At 59.3% G+C, this 17563-nt stretch carries 17 protein-coding genes; 6 read left to right on the forward strand and 11 right to left on the reverse strand.

The window, feature by feature from the left end; translation table 11 throughout:
• Window positions 1-13: 13 nt before the first annotated feature.
• Genes fabZ through lpxB form a run of 4 tightly spaced genes read left to right on the forward strand, consistent with a single transcriptional unit; the run spans window position 14 to window position 3240 of the window.
• A complete protein-coding gene (gene fabZ / locus B8991_RS01375; protein ID WP_084350006.1) occupies window positions 14-475 on the forward strand; it encodes a 3-hydroxyacyl-ACP dehydratase FabZ in 462 nt (153 codons plus the stop codon).
• Window positions 472-1257 carry an acyl-ACP--UDP-N-acetylglucosamine O-acyltransferase gene (lpxA, locus tag B8991_RS01380; RefSeq protein ID WP_084350007.1) on the forward strand — a complete coding sequence of 262 codons (786 nt, stop codon included), beginning with the start codon at window positions 472-474 and terminating at the stop codon, window positions 1255-1257. Before fabZ ends, lpxA begins: the two co-directional genes overlap by 4 nt.
• A gap of 2 nt (window positions 1258-1259) precedes the next feature.
• Window positions 1260-2069, forward strand: coding sequence for an LpxI family protein (locus tag B8991_RS01385; protein WP_084350008.1), 810 nt, complete (start codon window positions 1260-1262; stop codon window positions 2067-2069).
• 4 nt (window positions 2070-2073) lie between these two features.
• Complete coding sequence (lpxB, locus tag B8991_RS01390) at window positions 2074-3240, forward strand: lipid-A-disaccharide synthase (RefSeq protein WP_084350300.1); 1167 nt, start codon at window positions 2074-2076, stop codon at window positions 3238-3240.
• Window positions 3241-3332: 92 nt separating this feature from the next.
• Here the strand turns inward: lpxB and B8991_RS01395 are convergent, their stop codons facing one another.
• Window positions 3333-4013 carry an invasion associated locus B family protein gene (locus tag B8991_RS01395; RefSeq protein WP_084350009.1) on the reverse strand — a complete coding sequence of 227 codons (681 nt, stop codon included), beginning with the start codon at window positions 4011-4013 and terminating at the stop codon, window positions 3333-3335.
• A 516-nt stretch (window positions 4014-4529) separates the two neighbouring features.
• Here B8991_RS01395 and B8991_RS01405 point away from each other — a divergent pair.
• The gene (locus tag B8991_RS01405; RefSeq protein ID WP_084350011.1) at window positions 4530-6086 is read left to right on the forward strand and encodes a helicase HerA-like domain-containing protein; all 1557 of its coding nucleotides are present in this window, start codon (window positions 4530-4532) and stop codon (window positions 6084-6086) included.
• 112 nt (window positions 6087-6198) lie between these two features.
• On the opposite strand, the gene B8991_RS01410 is transcribed toward B8991_RS01405, so the two are convergent.
• The 9 genes from B8991_RS01410 to B8991_RS01445 all read right to left on the reverse strand — a co-directional run bounded on the left by B8991_RS01410 (window position 6199) and on the right by B8991_RS01445 (window position 15044).
• A complete protein-coding gene (locus tag B8991_RS01410) occupies window positions 6199-7494 on the reverse strand; it encodes a branched-chain amino acid ABC transporter permease (protein ID WP_084350012.1) in 1296 nt (431 codons plus the stop codon).
• 187 nt (window positions 7495-7681) lie between these two features.
• Window positions 7682-8137: a MarR family winged helix-turn-helix transcriptional regulator gene (locus B8991_RS01415; protein ID WP_084350013.1), complete on the reverse strand. Its 456-nt coding sequence runs from the start codon at window positions 8135-8137 to the stop codon at window positions 7682-7684.
• Between the two features lie 92 nt (window positions 8138-8229).
• Window positions 8230-9270, reverse strand: coding sequence for a hypothetical protein (locus B8991_RS21375; protein WP_084350014.1), 1041 nt, complete (start codon window positions 9268-9270; stop codon window positions 8230-8232).
• Window positions 9271-9337: 67 nt separating this feature from the next.
• A complete protein-coding gene (locus B8991_RS01425) occupies window positions 9338-10348 on the reverse strand; it encodes a branched-chain amino acid ABC transporter permease (protein WP_084350015.1) in 1011 nt (336 codons plus the stop codon).
• The gene (locus tag B8991_RS21010; protein WP_143514460.1) at window positions 10348-10725 is read right to left on the reverse strand and encodes a hypothetical protein; all 378 of its coding nucleotides are present in this window, start codon (window positions 10723-10725) and stop codon (window positions 10348-10350) included. Before B8991_RS21010 ends, B8991_RS01425 begins: the two co-directional genes overlap by 1 nt.
• Before the next feature lie 2 nt (window positions 10726-10727).
• Window positions 10728-11555, reverse strand: a complete 828-nt coding sequence (locus tag B8991_RS01430; protein ID WP_084350016.1) for an ABC transporter ATP-binding protein — start codon at window positions 11553-11555, stop codon at window positions 10728-10730.
• A gap of 109 nt (window positions 11556-11664) precedes the next feature.
• Window positions 11665-12441 (reverse strand): ABC transporter ATP-binding protein, encoded by a 777-nt coding sequence (locus B8991_RS01435; RefSeq protein ID WP_084350017.1) that lies wholly within the window; start codon window positions 12439-12441, stop codon window positions 11665-11667.
• Between the two features lie 86 nt (window positions 12442-12527).
• Window positions 12528-13724: an ABC transporter substrate-binding protein gene (locus tag B8991_RS01440; protein WP_084350018.1), complete on the reverse strand. Its 1197-nt coding sequence runs from the start codon at window positions 13722-13724 to the stop codon at window positions 12528-12530.
• A 315-nt stretch (window positions 13725-14039) separates the two neighbouring features.
• The gene (locus B8991_RS01445; RefSeq protein ID WP_084350019.1) at window positions 14040-15044 is read right to left on the reverse strand and encodes a GlxA family transcriptional regulator; all 1005 of its coding nucleotides are present in this window, start codon (window positions 15042-15044) and stop codon (window positions 14040-14042) included.
• Between the two features lie 176 nt (window positions 15045-15220).
• Between B8991_RS01445 and B8991_RS01450 the strand changes: the two genes are divergently transcribed.
• A complete protein-coding gene (locus B8991_RS01450) occupies window positions 15221-16588 on the forward strand; it encodes a class II 3-deoxy-7-phosphoheptulonate synthase (protein WP_084350020.1) in 1368 nt (455 codons plus the stop codon).
• Window positions 16589-16768: 180 nt separating this feature from the next.
• On the opposite strand, the gene B8991_RS01455 is transcribed toward B8991_RS01450, so the two are convergent.
• The gene (locus B8991_RS01455; RefSeq protein WP_179141403.1) at window positions 16769-17533 is read right to left on the reverse strand and encodes a PAS domain-containing protein; all 765 of its coding nucleotides are present in this window, start codon (window positions 17531-17533) and stop codon (window positions 16769-16771) included.
• Between the last annotated feature and the right edge of the window lie 30 nt (window positions 17534-17563).

The following is a 17563-nucleotide window of genomic DNA, read 5'->3' on the forward strand; positions in this document are numbered from 1 at the left end:
TCAAGGATCCCATATGACCGAGGCTTTGAAAACTGCGGATATCCAGCTGATCCAGCGCATCCTGCCGCATCGCTATCCGTTCCTTCTGGTCGACCGCGTCATTGATATCGACGGCACATCCTCTGCCGTCGGCATCAAGAACGTCTCCATGAACGAACCGCATTTCCAGGGTCATTTCCCCGGCACCCCGATCATGCCCGGCGTCACGATTGTCGAAGCGATGGCGCAGACCTCTGCGGTGATGGTCGGCGTGGCGCTGGATCTGGCCGATAAGGACATGCTGATCTATTTCATGGCGATCGATAAATGCAAATTTCGCCGCAAGGTCATTCCCGGCGACGTGCTGCGCATGTCGCTGAAAACACTTCGTGGCAAGCCGGGCGGCAAGGTCTGGAAATTTCAGGGTGTTGCCGAGGTAGAGGGCGAGATGGCCGCCGAGGCGGAATTCACCGCGATGATGGATTTGCCCGCGTGACGTCAGACATCCATTCTTCCGCAGTAATCGAAGACGGGGCCACGATCGGCGATGGCTGCCAGATCGGGCCGTTCTGTCATGTCGGGCCGAAGGTAACGCTTGGCCCAGGCGTGGTTCTGAAAAGCCATGTGGTTGTTACGGGCGTCACGTCCATCGGCGAAGCGACCGAGATATTCCCCTTCGCGGTGATCGGCGAAGTGCCACAGGATCTGAAATTCAAGGGCGAGGAAACGCGGCTGGAGATCGGCACCCGCAATCGTATCCGCGAACATGTCACCATGAACGCCGGCACTGCGGGCGGCGGCGGCGTCACGCGTGTGGGCAATGACGGGCTGTTCATGGCCGGCTGTCACGTCGCCCATGACGCTCAGGTCGGCGATCGGGTCATTCTGGTGAACAACTCGGCCCTTGCCGGCCATTGCGTGCTGGAGGACGATGTCATCGTCGGCGGACTGTCTGGCGTGCATCAATGGGTCCGTATCGGGCGTGGTGCCATCATCGGTGCCGTGACCATGGTAACAAATGACGTCATACCTTACGGTCTTGTCCAGGCACCGCGCGGCAAACTGGATGGGCTGAACCTTGTGGGACTGAAGCGCAAAGGCGTCGCACGCTCGGATATCACGGCGCTGCGGGCCGCGTTCCAGATGCTGGCGCAGGGCGAGGGCGCCTTTCAGGACCGTGCCAAACGTCTGGGGGCAGAAACTGAAAGCGACTATGTACGCCATATCGTCGATTTCATCCTCGGCGCGACCGACCGTTCCTTCCTGACGCCGGGCTGATCATGGCGGGACGGCTTGGCCTTTTGGCGGGTAGTGGCCAATTGCCGCCGCGCATCCTTCAGGCGCATCCAGACGCCTATTGCGTCACCCTGAACGGCATGGCCCATGATCTTCCCAACGGTGCCGCGCGTGAACACCGGATAGAGCAACTTGGTGCTCTGTTCGATGATCTGCGTGCCCAAGGTGTGACTCGCGTCGTCATGGCAGGCGCGATGGCGCGGCCAGCGCTTGACCCGGCAATTTTTGACGCTGAAACGGCCGCCCTTGCGACCGCCTTCGAGACGGCTCTGCATCACGGCGATGACGGTCTCTTGCGCCATATCGTAGCCCTGTTCGAAGAGCGCGGTTTTGACGTTATCGGCGCACATGAGCTTGTCGCTGGCTTGACCGCCTCGGCCGGCATGCTTTGCGGGCCGGAACCAGACGACATCGCGAAAGCCGATACGGAGAGGGCCGCCGCAGTTCTGTCCGCCCTGTCCCCGTTCGATCTGGGGCAGGCGGCGATTGTTGCCGGCGGGCTTTGCCTCGGCATCGAGACACTTCAAGGCACGGATGCATTGCTTGACATGGCTGCGGCGACCCAAGCAGAACGGCGTCCCAAGGCACCCGGCGTGTTGGTCAAACTGCCAAAGCACGGTCAGGATTTACGCGTGGACATGCCCAGCATCGGACCGCGCACGATTGAAGGTGCAAAATGCGCAGGTCTTGGCGGCATCGTCATCGCGGCAGGCGGCGTATTGATCCTAGAGCGTGACGCCACGCTGAGCGCAGCCAAAGAGGCAGGAATATTCCTACAGGCCCGCGATGTCTGAGCCGCTGCGTGTCTTCGTCATTGCAGGCGAGCTGTCAGGCGACAAACTGGGCGCAGCCATGATGCAGGGGCTGACCGAACTGACCTCCGGACAGGTCCACTTTCAGGGCGTCGGCGGCCCCCGGATGGAAGCGCAAGGGCTGGACAGCCTGTTCCCGATGGACGAGATCTCGATCATGGGGATCACCGAGATCCTGTCGCAATACTCCCATCTCAAGGCGCGCATCCGTGAAACCGCCGACGCAGTGATTGCGGCGCGCCCGGATGTGTTGATCAGCATCGACCTGCCGGAATTTTCGCTACGCGTCGCGCGACTGGTCAAGGCGGCCAGCGACATCCGCACCGTGCATTATGTGGCACCCACCGTCTGGGCATGGCGTCCCGGCAGGGCCGCCAAGATGGCGCGCCATATTGATCAGGTACTGGCGCTGTTCCCGTTCGAGCCGCCCTATATGGAAGCCGCGGGCATGCGCTGCGATTTTGTCGGCCATCCCGTCGTGACCGATCCTGTCGCAACCCCGGACGAGATCATCGCTTTCCGCGACAGCTTTGACATTCAGGGTGATTACCTGCTGATCCTGCCCGGATCACGACGGTCCGAGGTCGGTCGTCTCGCGCCGATCTTTGGCCAGGTCCTCGCCCGCGTTCTGGATGAACGGCCCGGTTTGCGCCCGGTGATTCCGGCGGCCGCCCCGGTTGCCGATGCGGTCATGCAAGCAGCCGTCTCATGGCCGGGAAATCCGGTCGTGCTTGATCCGCGCAGCCATCCTGACCCGGCGTTGAAGCGCGGTGCATTCGCCGGGGCACGGGCGGCGCTTGCGGCATCCGGCACGGTCAGCCTTGAACTGGCCGCAGCGGGCACACCGATGGTGGTCGCCTATGACATGAACTGGTTGTCGCGGCAGGTCATCTCGCGGATGTTGCGCGTTGATTCAGTGACCCTGGTCAACCTGGTGACAAATTCGCGCAACGTGCCGGAATTTATCGGCAAAGCCTGTCAGCCCGCCATGGTTGCAGAGGCCGTGCTGGAAGTGCTCGCCCATCCCGAGGCGCAGCAGGCGGCAATGTCTGAAACGATGCAAAAGCTGGGCAAGGGGGGGGGCGCGCCGGGCCTTCGCGCCGCCCAAGCCGTTCTGGACGGGATCGCAGAATCCGCAAACTCCGGGCAATAGCGTCCGAAACGGCAGACCCCTCTCTCATCGCCAACGAAAAACGCCGCGCCCGGTGTTTCCGGACGCGGCGCATCATCCCCAAAAGGGATGGATCAGTTCGCCAGTTCGCTGGTCTTGGAATATCCGTCGGTGAACCCGGTCAAGGACATATCGACCGTCACTTTCTGATCTGGTGCCAGCGCCGGAACGATGGTGATCTTTGCCACTTTGCCGCGCTTGAAGCGGTTCACGTCATCGGCGGTAAAGCCGACGCGGGCATAGCATCCAATCGGATTGCACAGCGTAAAGTCGTAACGCTTGGGCTGTCCACCATCTACCGAGATCGACATCTTTTGCGTCAGAAGCGTTTCAAGAGGCACCACGAAGGTGCCGCCAGCCTCGACCTGTCCCCCGTCCTTGACGCGGAAAAGGCTGACTTCGGCAACGCTGTTGCCCTGTCCGTCTGTCAGCAACTGATACATCTGGCACGGCTCTTCGCCTTCCTCGACACGCAGGCACTGCATATCCCAGTCACCGATCTTTTCGCGCACATATGTCTGCGACTGCGCGGCATCGGCTTCTTCGCCAGTGTCAAGCTGATCGGCCAACGCGCCTGTGGCCGGAGCCTCTGTCGCGGGAGCATCTGCTGCGGGCGCATCTGCTGCGGGCGCTGCGGTTTCGGCTTGCTCTGTTGTGGACTCGGCAGGTGCCGCGTCCGTCGCGTCTTGCGCGAAGACCGCCGATGACGAAGCCATCAGGGCGGCAAGTGTCAGAGCACTGAGGTAGGTATTCATAAATTGCTCTCCCAGAGCTAGTGGTCTCTGGCAGGCGCTTACCATGCACACCGGCGGATGTCAGGCCAAAATTGGCCGTGTTCCGGCAAATCCAGCAAGAACCTGCCCGGAATGAGTGTAAAATAGCAACATGGAAACAAGGGGTTGTCTGAAAGTTCGAAAGGAGCCCTAAGGCTCCTTTCTGTATTCTTCACTCCCCGTCGGACTGGCCGACTTCATCATTGCTGAAACGGTACGAGACTTGAATGTCACGGTCAACAGAAAAAATATCGGCATCTAAGATGGGTTGCATGAAATTTTTCTTGACGGAATTCTCAACCCGAATCGGTTTGAACGTCGTGCTCAAAGCCGTTCGGCCAAAAAAATGCCGCACCCGAAGGTGCGGCCAGTCTAACAGGGAGGAAGTCTGTCCGAGACCAAAGAGGACATGTGGCACCGGACGTATTTGACTTTCAACGGAAATGGTTAAGGTTAGATGTTCAGGGCGTTACGGGCCAGCAGCAGGGGCAGCGATCAATGGATAACGGAATCTTCATCGGAGGTGGCGGAGCGGACTATGTCGAGAAGCAGTTTCTTGATCTCAAATACGCCAATCGGCACGGTCTGATCGCAGGGGCGACCGGCACCGGGAAAACCGTCACACTGCAGATCCTGGCCGAGGGTTTTTCTGCCGCTGGCGTTCCGGTTTTCCTGTCGGATGTAAAAGGCGATTTGTCCGGGCTGGCGGAACCCGGCAGTGTGGATGTCAATTTGCATGATGCCTTCACCGAACGCGCGGCCCGGATCGGATTTACTGACTTCAGCTATGATGCATTCCCGGCGGTTTTCTGGGATCTGTTCGGCAAGCAGGGACATCCCGTGCGCACCACCGTGGCCGAGATGGGTCCATTGCTGATTTCGCGGCTGCTGGATCTGACCGAGGCGCAGGAAGGCATCCTCAACATCGCCTTTCGTCTGGCCGATGAACAGGGTCTGCCCATTCTCGACCTCAAGGATTTGCAGGCGCTTCTGGTCTGGACGGGCGAAAACCGTGCAGAGCTCAGCCTCCGCTATGGCAATATCTCGGTGGCGTCGATCGGGGCAATTCAACGCCGCCTGTTGGTGCTGGAAAATCAGGGTGGGGCGCAGATATTCGGTGAACCGGCGCTGGATCTGGCAGATATGATGCGCGTGGGTGCAAACGGGCGTGGCCAGATCAATATCCTTGCTGCCGACACGCTGATGGGCGCGCCACGGCTTTATGCGACCTTCCTGCTGTGGCTGCTGTCAGAGCTGTTCGAGGAACTTCCCGAAATCGGTGACCCCGACAAGCCCAAACTCGTCTTCTTTTTCGACGAGGCGCATTTGCTGTTCGAGGACGCTCCGAAGGCGCTGGTCGACAAGGTCGAACAGGTCGCGCGGCTGATCCGGTCAAAGGGCGTCGGTGTCTATTTCATCAGCCAGAACCCCGATGACATTCCCGAGGATATCCTCGGCCAGCTTGGCAACCGCGTCCAGCATGCCTTACGCGCCTTCACTGCGCGGGACAAGAAAGCCTTGCGGATGGCGGCTGAAACCTATCGTCCCAACCCGGATTTTGACACCGAAGCGACGATCCGCGAGGTGGGCGTGGGCGAGGCGGTGACCTCCATGCTGATGAAAAAAGGCGTGCCGGGGATTGTGCAACGCACGTTGATCCGCCCGCCATCGTCAAAGCTGGGGCCGATCACGGATACCGCCCGGTCACAGATCATCGCCGCATCCGATCTGGGCACAAAATACGCTGATGCCGTGGATCGCGACTCCGCCAGCGAAATGCTGCAACGGCGTGCCGAGGCCGCCGCCCGCGCCGCAGAGGACGCAGAGCATCGCGAGGAAGAGCAATCCGCAGCAGAACGTGAGTTCAGCGCCGGACGGCGCTATTCCGGCACACGGGTGTCGCGCTCTTCCTCAAAGTCGCGGAAAGGCACGCTCGATTTCGACGATAGCAGCCTCGGCGGTGCCATCGCCAATGTCCTTGTCAAAGAACTCAAAGGCACCACCGGTCGCCGCATTGTTCGCGGCATTCTGGGCGGTCTCTTCAAGGCTCGATAACGCCGCGACGCCCTTAACAAGGGCACCACCCTTTCTTCTTGGCACAAATACTCCCGCCGGAGGCGTCGACCTTCTCAAGCTGCACCGCCGCAGGATCGTTGACGCAGAAATGTCATCGCTCCGGCAACAGTCCCCGCGGACTGAAACGCAGCACCAAAAGCAGGATCAAACCCATGGTGAGCAGCCGCATATGCGCCACGCTGTCCAGCAGGTGGCTTTTCAGCCAGGATCCGTCGCTCATCCCGGCGGTGATCAGCCCCATCAGGGCACTTCCGATCGGCTCCACCTCGACCCATAGGAACCAGATCAGGAACCCGCCAAGGACCGCGCCCAGATTGTTGCCGGAGCCGCCGACAATCACCATCACCCAGACAAGGAACGTGTAGCGCAGCGGTTGGTAGCTGCTCGGCGTCAACTGGCCGTCCAGCGTGGTCATCATGGCCCCGGCAATACCGCAAATCGCAGAGCCGAGGATGAATATCTGAAGATGCCGACCGGTGACATCCTTGCCCATCGCCCGAGCAGCGGTTTCGTTGTCCCGGATCGCGCGCATCATCCGACCCCAAGGACTTCTCAGCGCCAGTTGCGACAGGGTCAGAAGCACCACCAGAACGGCCGCAAAAAGCGCTCCGTAGCCCAGTTTGACAAACAGCGTGGATGCGGTGGTTGGATCAAGCCCGAAGTCCGCAGCGCGTTCGACAAAACCGGGATCGTTCTGCAAATCAATCTCGTAGGGCAGGGGACGCGGCAGGCCGATGACATTCTTGACGCCGCGCGTCAGCCAATCCTCGTTCTTCATTATAGCGATGACGATCTCGGCAATGCCAAGCGTGGCAATGGCAAGGTAATCTGACCGCAACCCCAGTGCGGTCTTGCCGATCAGCCACGCCGCACCAGCCGCCAGAAGGCCGCCCACCGGCCAGGCGATCAATACCGGCAGCCCCAGCCCGCCAAGATACCCGGTGGTGGCGGGGCTGATCGCCTCGACCGCGTCAACGCCTGCATCAAACACCGCGCGGAAGATGAAAAAACCCGCCACGATCAGGACAAAGACCACCAGTCCGCGCAACCGTCCGGCAAGCCGTCCCCAAGCGATAACCGCAGCAGCGATGACCCCTGCGCCGACCAACAGCCCGCCAAGCACCCGCAAGCCGCCTGCTGCCCAAGCCTCTGCCACCGGCGGCGCGGAAACAAGAACAGTCGCCAGCCCGCCCAAGGCCACGAAGCCCATGATGCCGACGTTGAATAGCCCCGCAAAACCCCATTGCAGGTTCACGCCCAGGCTCATTATTGCCGAAATCAGCCCCATATTCAGGATCAGCAGGGCGGTGTTCCAGCTTTGCAGAAACCCGGATCCAAGGATCAACAGCCCCACGACTGCAAACAGGATAATCTCGCGTGAGGTCATCGGGATGGTCTCCGTCTTGCTGAACAAACTTGCGCGCTGGTCCGGGTGCCGGACTGTGGCGCAGTTTGCACGTCAGGGGCAGGGAGGCAAAGCAGGAATTGGCGTCAACTTTGCCCATAGACAAAGAAAAACCGGCACCGCAGATACGGTACCGGTTGTCTGTTGGCCCTGAAAGGGGGCGTGAAGCTCAGCTTTCGGCCTTTTCAGTCTTGTTTCCGGCCACAGTGTCGGTCAGCTTGCGCAACACGCGCGCGGATTTCTCCATCGACTTTTCAGGCAGTTCGGAAAGCGTGTCGCCAAGCAGGACGGTCAGCTCCTTTTCGACACCTTGCAGCACGGTGCGGCCTGCAGCTGTCAGCAGAACCTTTCGGGCGCGCTTTTCGTCTTCGTTTATCTTCAGTTCGACATAACCTTTTTCGGCCAGACGGTTGACGATCTGGAACATCCGCTGACGGGTCAACGAGAAGGCGCGACCGAGGGCTGCGACTGACAGGTCCTCCTTGTTGGCCAGACGACGCAGAACCAGCCAGCCGGCGGTGGTCAGGCCTTTGTCGGCCAGCATCTTGTTACTGGTAATCGCGGATTGCAGCGAAAATGCATTCACGATGATGCGGGCGAAATCTGTGGTTGTGCTCTTGCTCATGACAATATGCTCCCGGAATTATCTGATGATGGTGCCGGTGTTCCAGCGCTTGCAGAACATTTGGGGTACACCCAGGTTATTGTCAATAGCCTTTACGGTTTTTTGACCTTATCGGCAGCGTTGTGCTTGTTCTGTTTCAAGGCTTCACGCAACCTCGTTTCCTGCGCGCCCTGTGCCTTCCAGACCGTGTGGGCAATACTCACGGCCTCATCCACCGTCAGGCCTGGATACTCCTGCCAGGGGTCATTCAAATCGGGCAGGGGCGAACGGAACAGATCGTCCCCGGCCGCCAGATAACGAGCTGCGATCAGCGCATTGCTTTTGGCAAATTCCCGAGCAATTTCCAGTCGTTCAGCTGGCGGATAAAGCGCCTGATGCTCTGGCTTGTCAGGACGATCCTGGGACCATGCCTCAAGCGCTTTCTGAAGCAATCGATACTCGTGGCTGATCCGTCGCTCCTTGGGAAATTTCATCAGGAAATCCATCGCCGCGCGGTTCAGCTTGTCATTGCGGCGCGGTGCTTGCCTGTAGTCAGAGGTCAGCGTCAGCCCGAGCACGTCCATGAACTGTTCGACCAGCGAGGTTTCAAAGAATTTCGGCTCAAAACTCCGCACGCAGATCCGGTCGATGCCGATGGCATTCTCCCAGTCGCGCAGGACATGATCGTAGTTCAGGCTCGCTTTGATCTGCCGCAAATAGCTGTGGCGATCATTGAAGACGGCACCGCCGCGCAATTGCTGTCGGTAAACTGATTCCAGCCATTCATCCTGTCTGCGCAGATAGACCAGCATGTTGATGTCATAGTCTGAAAAATATTGCGTCAGCCGTTTCAGATCATTGATATGGAACAACGACTCTGAACTGATGACGATATTTTCTGCGCCGCTTTTTTCGCGTTCGCGGGCCAATACTCGGTGCACCTTGGCAGCATCGGCCTGCCGGATCCACGCCAGTTGCTTGTCATCGGTGCGAAAAAAATTGCCGAATGTGTGATGCGCATTCCATTGCCGCCCGGTTTCGGGATAAAGCCAGCCATTCTGCGCCAGCACCTGGCGATTCAGCGAACAATGCAATTGGATTGTGGTTGTTCCGGTCTTGGGCAGTCCGGTGTGGATCAGGAGCTTCGGTTTCACAAGCTATACTCTAGGGCTGGCGTTTGTTTTTCTATCTGAGGCGTTGTTTCAGCGCGTGGCCGGTAAATCAAACTGATTTTCCCCGGAACAGGCCGGTCGGCCGGAACAACAGGACGATCAGCAAGATCATGAAGCTGACGGCGAATTTATATTCCGTACTCAGAAGCTGTACCAAACCGTCCGGCTCCAGCGGTCCGGGCATCATATAGACCAGCACTTTTTTCCAGGCATAGGTGATGCCCACCTCGGAAAACGCAATGACAAAACCGCCTGCGATTGCGCCCACCGGGCTGCCCAAACCCCCGACAATGGCGCTGGCAAAGATCGGCAGCAGCAGTTGGAAATAGGTGAACGGCTTGAAGCTTTTGTCCAGCCCATACAGCGTGCCCGCCACCGTCGCCAATGCCGCGACAAGCAGCCATGTGACCAGCACCACCCGTTCGGGGTTGATACCCGACAGCAGCGCCAGATCCTCGTTATCCGAATAGGCCCGCATGGATTTGCCGGTGCGGGTGCGGTTGAGAAACCAGAACAGCAATGCGACCACAACCACGGCCGTTACCAGCGTGATGGCCTGTGTGCTCTTGATCGCCAGCCCTTCGTCAAGGCCGGTCATTGCCTTGAAGTCGCGCGCGCTGATGATGAACCGTTCACCATCGGCAAAGCGCTGATCTTCCGGCCCGATGATGAAGCGCGTGACGCCGTTATAGATGAACATCACCCCCATGGAGACGATGACAAGGATCACCGGCTTGGCCTTTTGCGCGCGGTAAAAACGATAGACCGCACGGTCGGTCAGCAAGACCATCGCGGCAGCGCCAGCAATGCCGAAGGGCAGCGCCAAGAGCGCCGTCGGCAGCGGACCAAAGCTGATCCCCGCCGCCTGCATGGCCCATGTCACCAGCACGACGACCATCGTGCCGAATGCCATCGTGTCGCCATGCGCAAAGTTCGAAAACCGCAGGATGCCGTAGATCAGCGTGACACCCAACGCACCAAGCGCCAACTGGCTGCCATAGGCTAGTGCCGGGATCACAACAAAGTTGGAAAGCGCGACAATGGCGTTAAGAAAATCCATCAGCGAGTCTCTCCCACATCGCAATTTCCTACATACTGACTTGCGGTTAGGGTGCCGGCAATAATGGTGTTTCGACTGTGAGAAGAACTTCCATCAGACGCTACCGTCGTGCTTTGAACTGCGCCACTTCCAAGCATTTCAAGAAAAGTAATCCCAGATGCGCCCCGATATGCTCCCACCTCAGACAGTCCATTATTTCCAACCACAAAGGCCTTATTTGCCGTCGTATCCAGGCGAAAAATGAGATCGAAGTTGGCGGAACCGCACTCAACACCTTTTGTACATGCGGTGAAATAAATGCAATCAAAGCTGACCAGTTCCGCTATCACGGGAACTGGCAACCCGACCGCGATCGCCGCAAGAATAGCTTTTCGCATTCTCATCCCCCCAGAAACGATTTGCGTACTTCGGGGTCGTTCAGCAATTCCTTGCCGGTTCCGGTGAAGGCATTTGCGCCTTGCACCAGCACATAGCCCTTGTCGGCGATCGCCAGCGCCTGTCGGGCATTCTGCTCGACCATCAGGATCGGGATACCGGTACGGGCGACCTCGATGATGCGGTCGAACAGCTCGTCCATGACGATGGGGCTGACGCCTGCGGTGGGTTCGTCCAGCATAAGCACCTTGGGCTTGGTCATCAGCGCGCGGCCGACAGCAACCTGCTGGCGTTGGCCGCCGGACAGTTCTCCCGCCGCCTGACGCCGCTTGTCGCGCAGGATCGGAAACAGGTCATAGACCTGCTCCATCGTGTCGCGAAAATCGTCGCGCCGCACGAAAGCCCCCATCTCCAGGTTCTCTTCGACCGTCATCGTCGTGAAGATGTTATGCGTCTGCGGCACAAAGCCCATGCCCTTGACCACACGGTCCTGCGGGCTGAGTTTGGTGATGTCCTCGCCGTCCAGCACCACATGGCCCTCGCGCAGATCCAGCATGCCGAAAACGGCCTTCATCGCGGTGGATTTGCCCGCACCGTTAGGGCCGACGATCACCGCGATTTCTCCGCGCTCCACTGCGATTGTACAGCCGTGCAGAATGTCCGCGCCCCGCCCGTACCCACCGGACATTTCCTTGCCGATCAGGAAAGGATTGCCTTGCGCATCAGTGGCCTTGCCACCGCCCGCCGCACGCATGACCGATCCCATTCCGTGCGGGTTGGTGATTGACCGGTCGCGATTGCCGAGATCATCCTGCCATGGGTTGCCGCTCATGCGCAGTCCGCCCGACGTGGTGCGAAACCGGTCTTTTCAGTCATGAATCCGGGTGTGAGGCACCGTTGACAACGGGTTTTGGTGGTATGTTGTTCTGACGACCCCTCCATCACACCATCTCCTTGTTCTTCAGGCCCGTACCGAGATAAGCCTCGATCACCGCATCATTGTCCTTGATCTCGTCAATCGTGCCTTGTGCGAGAACTTTGCCTTCGGCCATGACAATCACCGGATCGCAAAGACGGCCGATGAAATCCATGTCGTGTTCGATCATGCAGAACGTATAGCCGCGCTCTTGATTCAGCCGCAAGATCGCGTCCCCGATGGTGTTGAGCAAGGTGCGGTTCACGCCCGCGCCGACCTCGTCAAGAAAGACGACCTTGGCATCCACCATCATCGTGCGGCCCAGCTCCAGCAATTTTTTCTGCCCACCGGACAGGTTGCCCGCGCGTTCATCCTTGAGATGCGAAATTGTCAGAAAATCAAGGACTTCATCTGCCTTCTTCAGCAAAGCAGACTCTTCCTGCGCAATCCGTCCGCGGCTGAACCACGCGTTCCACAGCGTTTCACCCGACTGGCCGCCCGGAACCATCATCAGGTTTTCACGGCAGGTCATCGAGCCGAATTCATGCGCGATCTGGAAGGTGCGTAACATGCCCTTATGAAACAGGACATGTGGCGGCAGGCCGGAAATATCTTCGCCATCCATACTGACGCGCCCGGAGGTTGGCTCAAGAACGCCTGCTATCACATTGAAAAGCGTTGTTTTTCCAGCGCCGTTTGGCCCAACAAGTCCGGTGATTGATCCGGTGGCGATCTCAAGCGACGCCCCATCAACGGCATGAAATCCGCCAAAATGCTTGTGCAGGTTCTCAACCCGTATCACAGCACCCCTTTCCGCGCCTTGATGACGCCTCTCATCTTATTGAAACAGCCCGGAAAACCGGGCTGCTTGCATTTGCGCATTGACGTTCAGCGGAACGACACCGTTTCATAACCACCATCGGTGATGGTGTATTCGCGGTAGGTGCCTGCGGCTTCGCCCGGTCCGATCAGCTCCACATTGGTGGCACCGACGTAATCGACCTCACCGCCATTGGCGAGGATTTCCAGCGCTTTGGCCAATTCGCCCGGCAGAATCTGTTCACCGGGGGCATTTGCCACATCCATGACGTTGTCCGCGACGGCCTTCGAGGTCGCCTCGCCACCCGCCATCATCGCCAGCGCGATCAGCGCCGCCGCATCATAGCTTTCACGGGTGAAGGACGATTCGCTGTTTACGCCTGCCGTTTCGGCAAGGGCCGCGAATTTCTCGGTGCCTTCGCCTTCGGACCATGGCACGGCACCGAAGGACCCTTCCATATCGCCGCCAAGATCAGCCAGCAGGGCGTCGCTATACATGCCGTCGCCCATCATGAACGTGTCAAACGCGCCGGTGTCGAGCGAGGCCTGAATGATGCCCTTTCCACCCTGATCGGAATAGCCCAGAACGACCAGAAGATCGCCACCCGCCGAGGCCAAAGCGCCGATTTCTGCGGAATAGTCGGCTTTGCCGTCCTCATGCGGGGCGTTCAGCGTGACGGTGCCGCCATTCGCCTCGAAAGACGAGATGAAGCTGTCGGATAGGCCCTTGCCGTAGTCATTGTTGGTATAGGTCACCGCGACAGAGGTGATGTCCTTGTCGGCCAGCAGATTGGCCAGCACTTCACCCTGACGCGCGTCAGACGGTGCGGTGCGGAAAAACAGCCCGTTATCTTCGGCATTCGACAGGCCCGGCGACGTTGCCGAGGGCGAGATCATCGGCACGCCATTGGGGACGGCCACGTTCGACAGGACCGCCCCGGTCACGCCAGAGCAGTCAGCGCCCATGATCGCCACGGCACCATCGGTCGTGACCAGACGTTCCGCAGCGGCCGTGGCGGCAGCGCTGTCAACGCAGGTCGAATCCGCGCGCACCGGTGCAAGCGTCACGCCGTCCAGGAACTTGCCGCTGTCATTGACTTCGCTCAGCGCCAGTTCGGCAGAGCCAGCCATCATCGGCGTCAGCGATTCGATCGGGCCTGTGAAGCCCAGTATGACGCCGATATTCACGGTACTTGCGTGGCTTTCAGCATAAACGCCACTCGCAGTGAGGGCGCTCGCAGCGGTGGCCATCAAAAGTCTTTTCATTGTCTTCTCCCGAGTTGGAACATTTGTCCTGACCAAAGCCTAAGCGGCGTCATGCTAAATGAAAAGAGCCGTGTGATGTTGCCGTTGCGCGATGGTCGGACGGGTTTGTTTTGCGCGGTTTGAACATTGACTGAACCGGATGCCTGAAAGGTGAGCTTCGGCACCGGATCTGGCAGCGCACCCTGGTTTGTATGGTGCCGCATGCGCGTCCAAGTGCACCCGCCCCGGACTTGATCCGGGGCCTTTCTGCTCATGACGTTGAGGCCCCGGATCAAGTCCGGGGCGGGTGGCGCCAGATCACGCAGTCATTGAACCTCATACCGGCAGGCGCGCCGCATGGCTGCCGCGCTCGCGGTAGGGGGTGGTTTGATAATGGGCGCGGTAGCATTTCGAAAAATGTGAGGGCGATGCAAAACCGCAGGCGAGTGCGACGTTGATGACGCTCATATCCGTCTGCATCAGCAGGTTCCGCGCCTTTTGCAGCCGCAATTCCATGTAATATCGCTTGGGCGAACGATTAAGATAGCGGCGAAACAGACGCTCCAGCTGCCGTGTGGACATACTGACCTCTTGCGCCAGGACCGATGGGCTGATCGGTTCCTCGATATTGGCTTCCATCTTGTGAATGACCTGGCTCAACTTGGGATGGCGCACACCGATCCGTGTCGGGACGGACAGGCGTTGTGTGTCCTGATCCGTGCGGATGGCCGAATAGATCTGCTGGTCGGCGACCGCATTTGCCAGCTCCTCGCCGTGATCGTCGGCGATTAGCTGTAGAAACAGATCAATCGAAGACGTCCCGCCTGCGGTAGTGAGCCGGGTGCCGTCTACCACGAAAACGGATTTTGTCAGCTTCACGTCCTCGAACTCTTCGGCAAAGCTGTCGTGGTTTTCCCAATGGATCGTCGCCCGCTTTCCGTTCAACAGCCCGGCCCGCGCCAAAGTGAAGGATGCCGTACACAATCCTCCAACTGTCAGCCCACGCCGGGATTCGCGCCGCAGCCAGTTCAACAGCCGTTTGGAGGTGGCTTCCTGCACATCTGTGCCGCCGCACAGCATGATGGTATCGTCGCGATGCAGCTCGTCCAGATCGCCATCCAGCGCAAACGTGGTACCGGTAGAGCTGACGGCATGGCCGCCGCCTTCAGCGATCACCCGCCAGCTGTAAAGCTCTTTGCCGGACATGCGATTGGCAAGGCGCAGGCAATCCATCGCCGCAGCGAAAGACAGCAGCGTGAATTGTTCCAGCAAGACGAACACGAAATGCCGGGGTTTGGTCGGCGTTTCAACGATCTCGATGACCTGACGTTGTGACGCCATCCTTCCGGTCTCCCTGCGTCTGCCGGGTGTCGCGTTGCGCAAGCCCCGTGGATGTCTTGTTTCAATTGGCCAGAAGCACGATAACCCGTCAAGGGGCAGGGCTGCATTTGCTTGTGGTCACTTGCCGCGCGGTTTTGTATAGAGGCCCCGCTATCGCTAACGACCGGAGAGAACAAATGACCGAGTGGCAGAAATCGAGCTGGCGCAACATGCCGCGGGTTCAGATGCCTGATTATACGGATGAGGCCGCGCTGAATGCCGTTGAAGCACAGCTTGCCAAATATCCGCCGCTGGTCTTTGCCGGCGAGGCGCGCACGCTGAAATCGCAACTGGGTGCCGCTGCACGCGGCGAGGCGTTCCTGTTGCAGGGCGGTGATTGTGCCGAGTCCTTCGACCAGTTCAGCGCAAATTCCATCCGCGACACCTTCAAGGTGATGTTGCAGATGGCGATGGTGCTGACTTACGGTGCCAAGGTTCCGGTGGTAAAGGTCGGGCGCATGGCCGGGCAGTTCGCCAAGCCGCGTTCCGCGCCGACCGAAGTCAAGGACGGGATGGAACTGCCCAGCTACCGTGGCGACATCATCAACGAGCTGGACTTCTCGGAAAAGGCGCGCACGCCCGACCCGCAGAAGATGTTGCAGGCCTATACCCAGGCTGCGGCCACGCTGAACCTGCTGCGCGCCTTTTCGACCGGCGGCTATGCCGACGTGCATCAGGTGCATCAGTGGACGCTTGGCTTTACCGAAGGCGAGAAGGCCGCAAAATATCGCGACATGGCCAACCGTATCAGTGACACGCTGGATTTCATGAAGGCCGCAGGCGTGGATTCCAAAGCCTCGCACACGTTGCAGACTGTGGATTTCTACACCAGCCATGAATCGCTGCTTCTGGAATATGAAGAGGCGCTGTGCCGTCAGGATTCGACCTCCGGCAAATGGCTGGCCGGGTCCGGGCACATGATCTGGATCGGCGATCGCACGCGCCAGCCCGACGGCGCGCATGTCGAATTCGCGCGCGGCGTGCTGAACCCGGTTGGCATGAAATGCGGCCCGACCACCACGGCAGAGGATCTCAAGGTTCTGATGTCGCGCCTGAATCCCGACAATGACGAGGGCAAGCTGACACTGATCGCCCGCTTCGGTGCCGGCAAGGTCGCGGAACACCTGCCGCGCCTTGTTAAGGCCGTTCAGGAAGAAGGGGCCAATGTCACCTGGGTTTGCGACCCGATGCATGGCAACACGATCAAATCCTCGACCGGCTACAAGACCCGGCCATTTGAGTCGGTGCTGCGTGAAGTGCGCGAGTTCTTTGGCGTTCACAAGGCCGAGGGCACAATCCCGGGCGGCGTGCATTTCGAGATGACCGGCCAGGACGTGACCGAATGCACAGGCGGCGTCCGCGATGTCAGCGACGAGGATCTGTCGGACCGTTACCACACCGCCTGCGACCCGCGCCTCAATGCGTCGCAATCGCTGGAATTGGCCTTCCTGGTTGCAGAAGAACTGACCGGGCGGCGCGATGCGCTGGCTGCCGCAGCGAGCTAAACCGGTTCCAAAATACCGTAAGAAAGGCGCTCAACAACCGGGCGCCTTTTTCTTGGCGACAAAGCAGGGCGCATTACGAAAAAAGGAGAGCAAAGCGAATAGCCTTGCCCTCCCACTCATCAATAAAACACCCGGCGCAGATTGCGCACCGTTTCAATAGTCGAATGCTACAAAAGGCCTTCAGTATTCGTCGGTAGGCACCAACCGTAATGCTGGTTTGTCCCCGAAAGGCGCGGCTCTTTCAGCAAAGCCGGGACCGGTGGCATTCACATTGTTCCGGATCGGCTGTGGCTGCACAGGGGCCATATACCGTTTGCGCGGCACAAGCGACGGCGTATCCGCCTGGCGATCGGGGCGCAGGTCCACGCGGCACACGCCGACCAGGTTCAGTGTTTCGACCCGAACGCCGACGATCTCCATCCGGCAGGGCAGGCGACCGATTTTACCCTCTGTCACGAGAGCGCCCATTGCCCGGTCGACCTCACCGGTGTGGGATCGCAGTGGATAAAGCACCAGCTTGCCGGTCAATGCAGGCCGACCGATACCCGCTTCAGCGCGCAGTTCAAGACGCAGGATCGCGGGTTCGGCAAACGCCTTTTCCAACGCGCTGGCAAGCGACTCGCGGCTTTCAGGGACGAAGAGCGCGCTTAACGGCATGCCCGCAACCTCCATGCCCATCAGGTCGGACAGATGCGCTCCGGCAACCCGCAGACGCGCAAGTCCTTTTCCGATACGCTCGACGATGAAAGACACGTCCAGCGCGCCCTGCAATCCGCGCGGATCAACCTCGCTGCGCGCCGGGATCGGATGATCATGCCGCAGCCCATGCCAATAGGCATCGACAAGGCGCAGTGCCGATGTGTGGTTTTTTTCTTGATATGGCTGAATTGAAATCACGTTCTTGGCGGTCTTTTTCCGGGAAAACACGGCGAAAACTCCACTCACTAATATCCTTCTTTGTTCGCCGACCGAAGT

Origin of the sequence: Primorskyibacter flagellatus, assembly GCF_900176485.1 — a bacterium.
Lineage (GTDB): Bacteria > Pseudomonadota > Alphaproteobacteria > Rhodobacterales > Rhodobacteraceae > Primorskyibacter > Primorskyibacter flagellatus.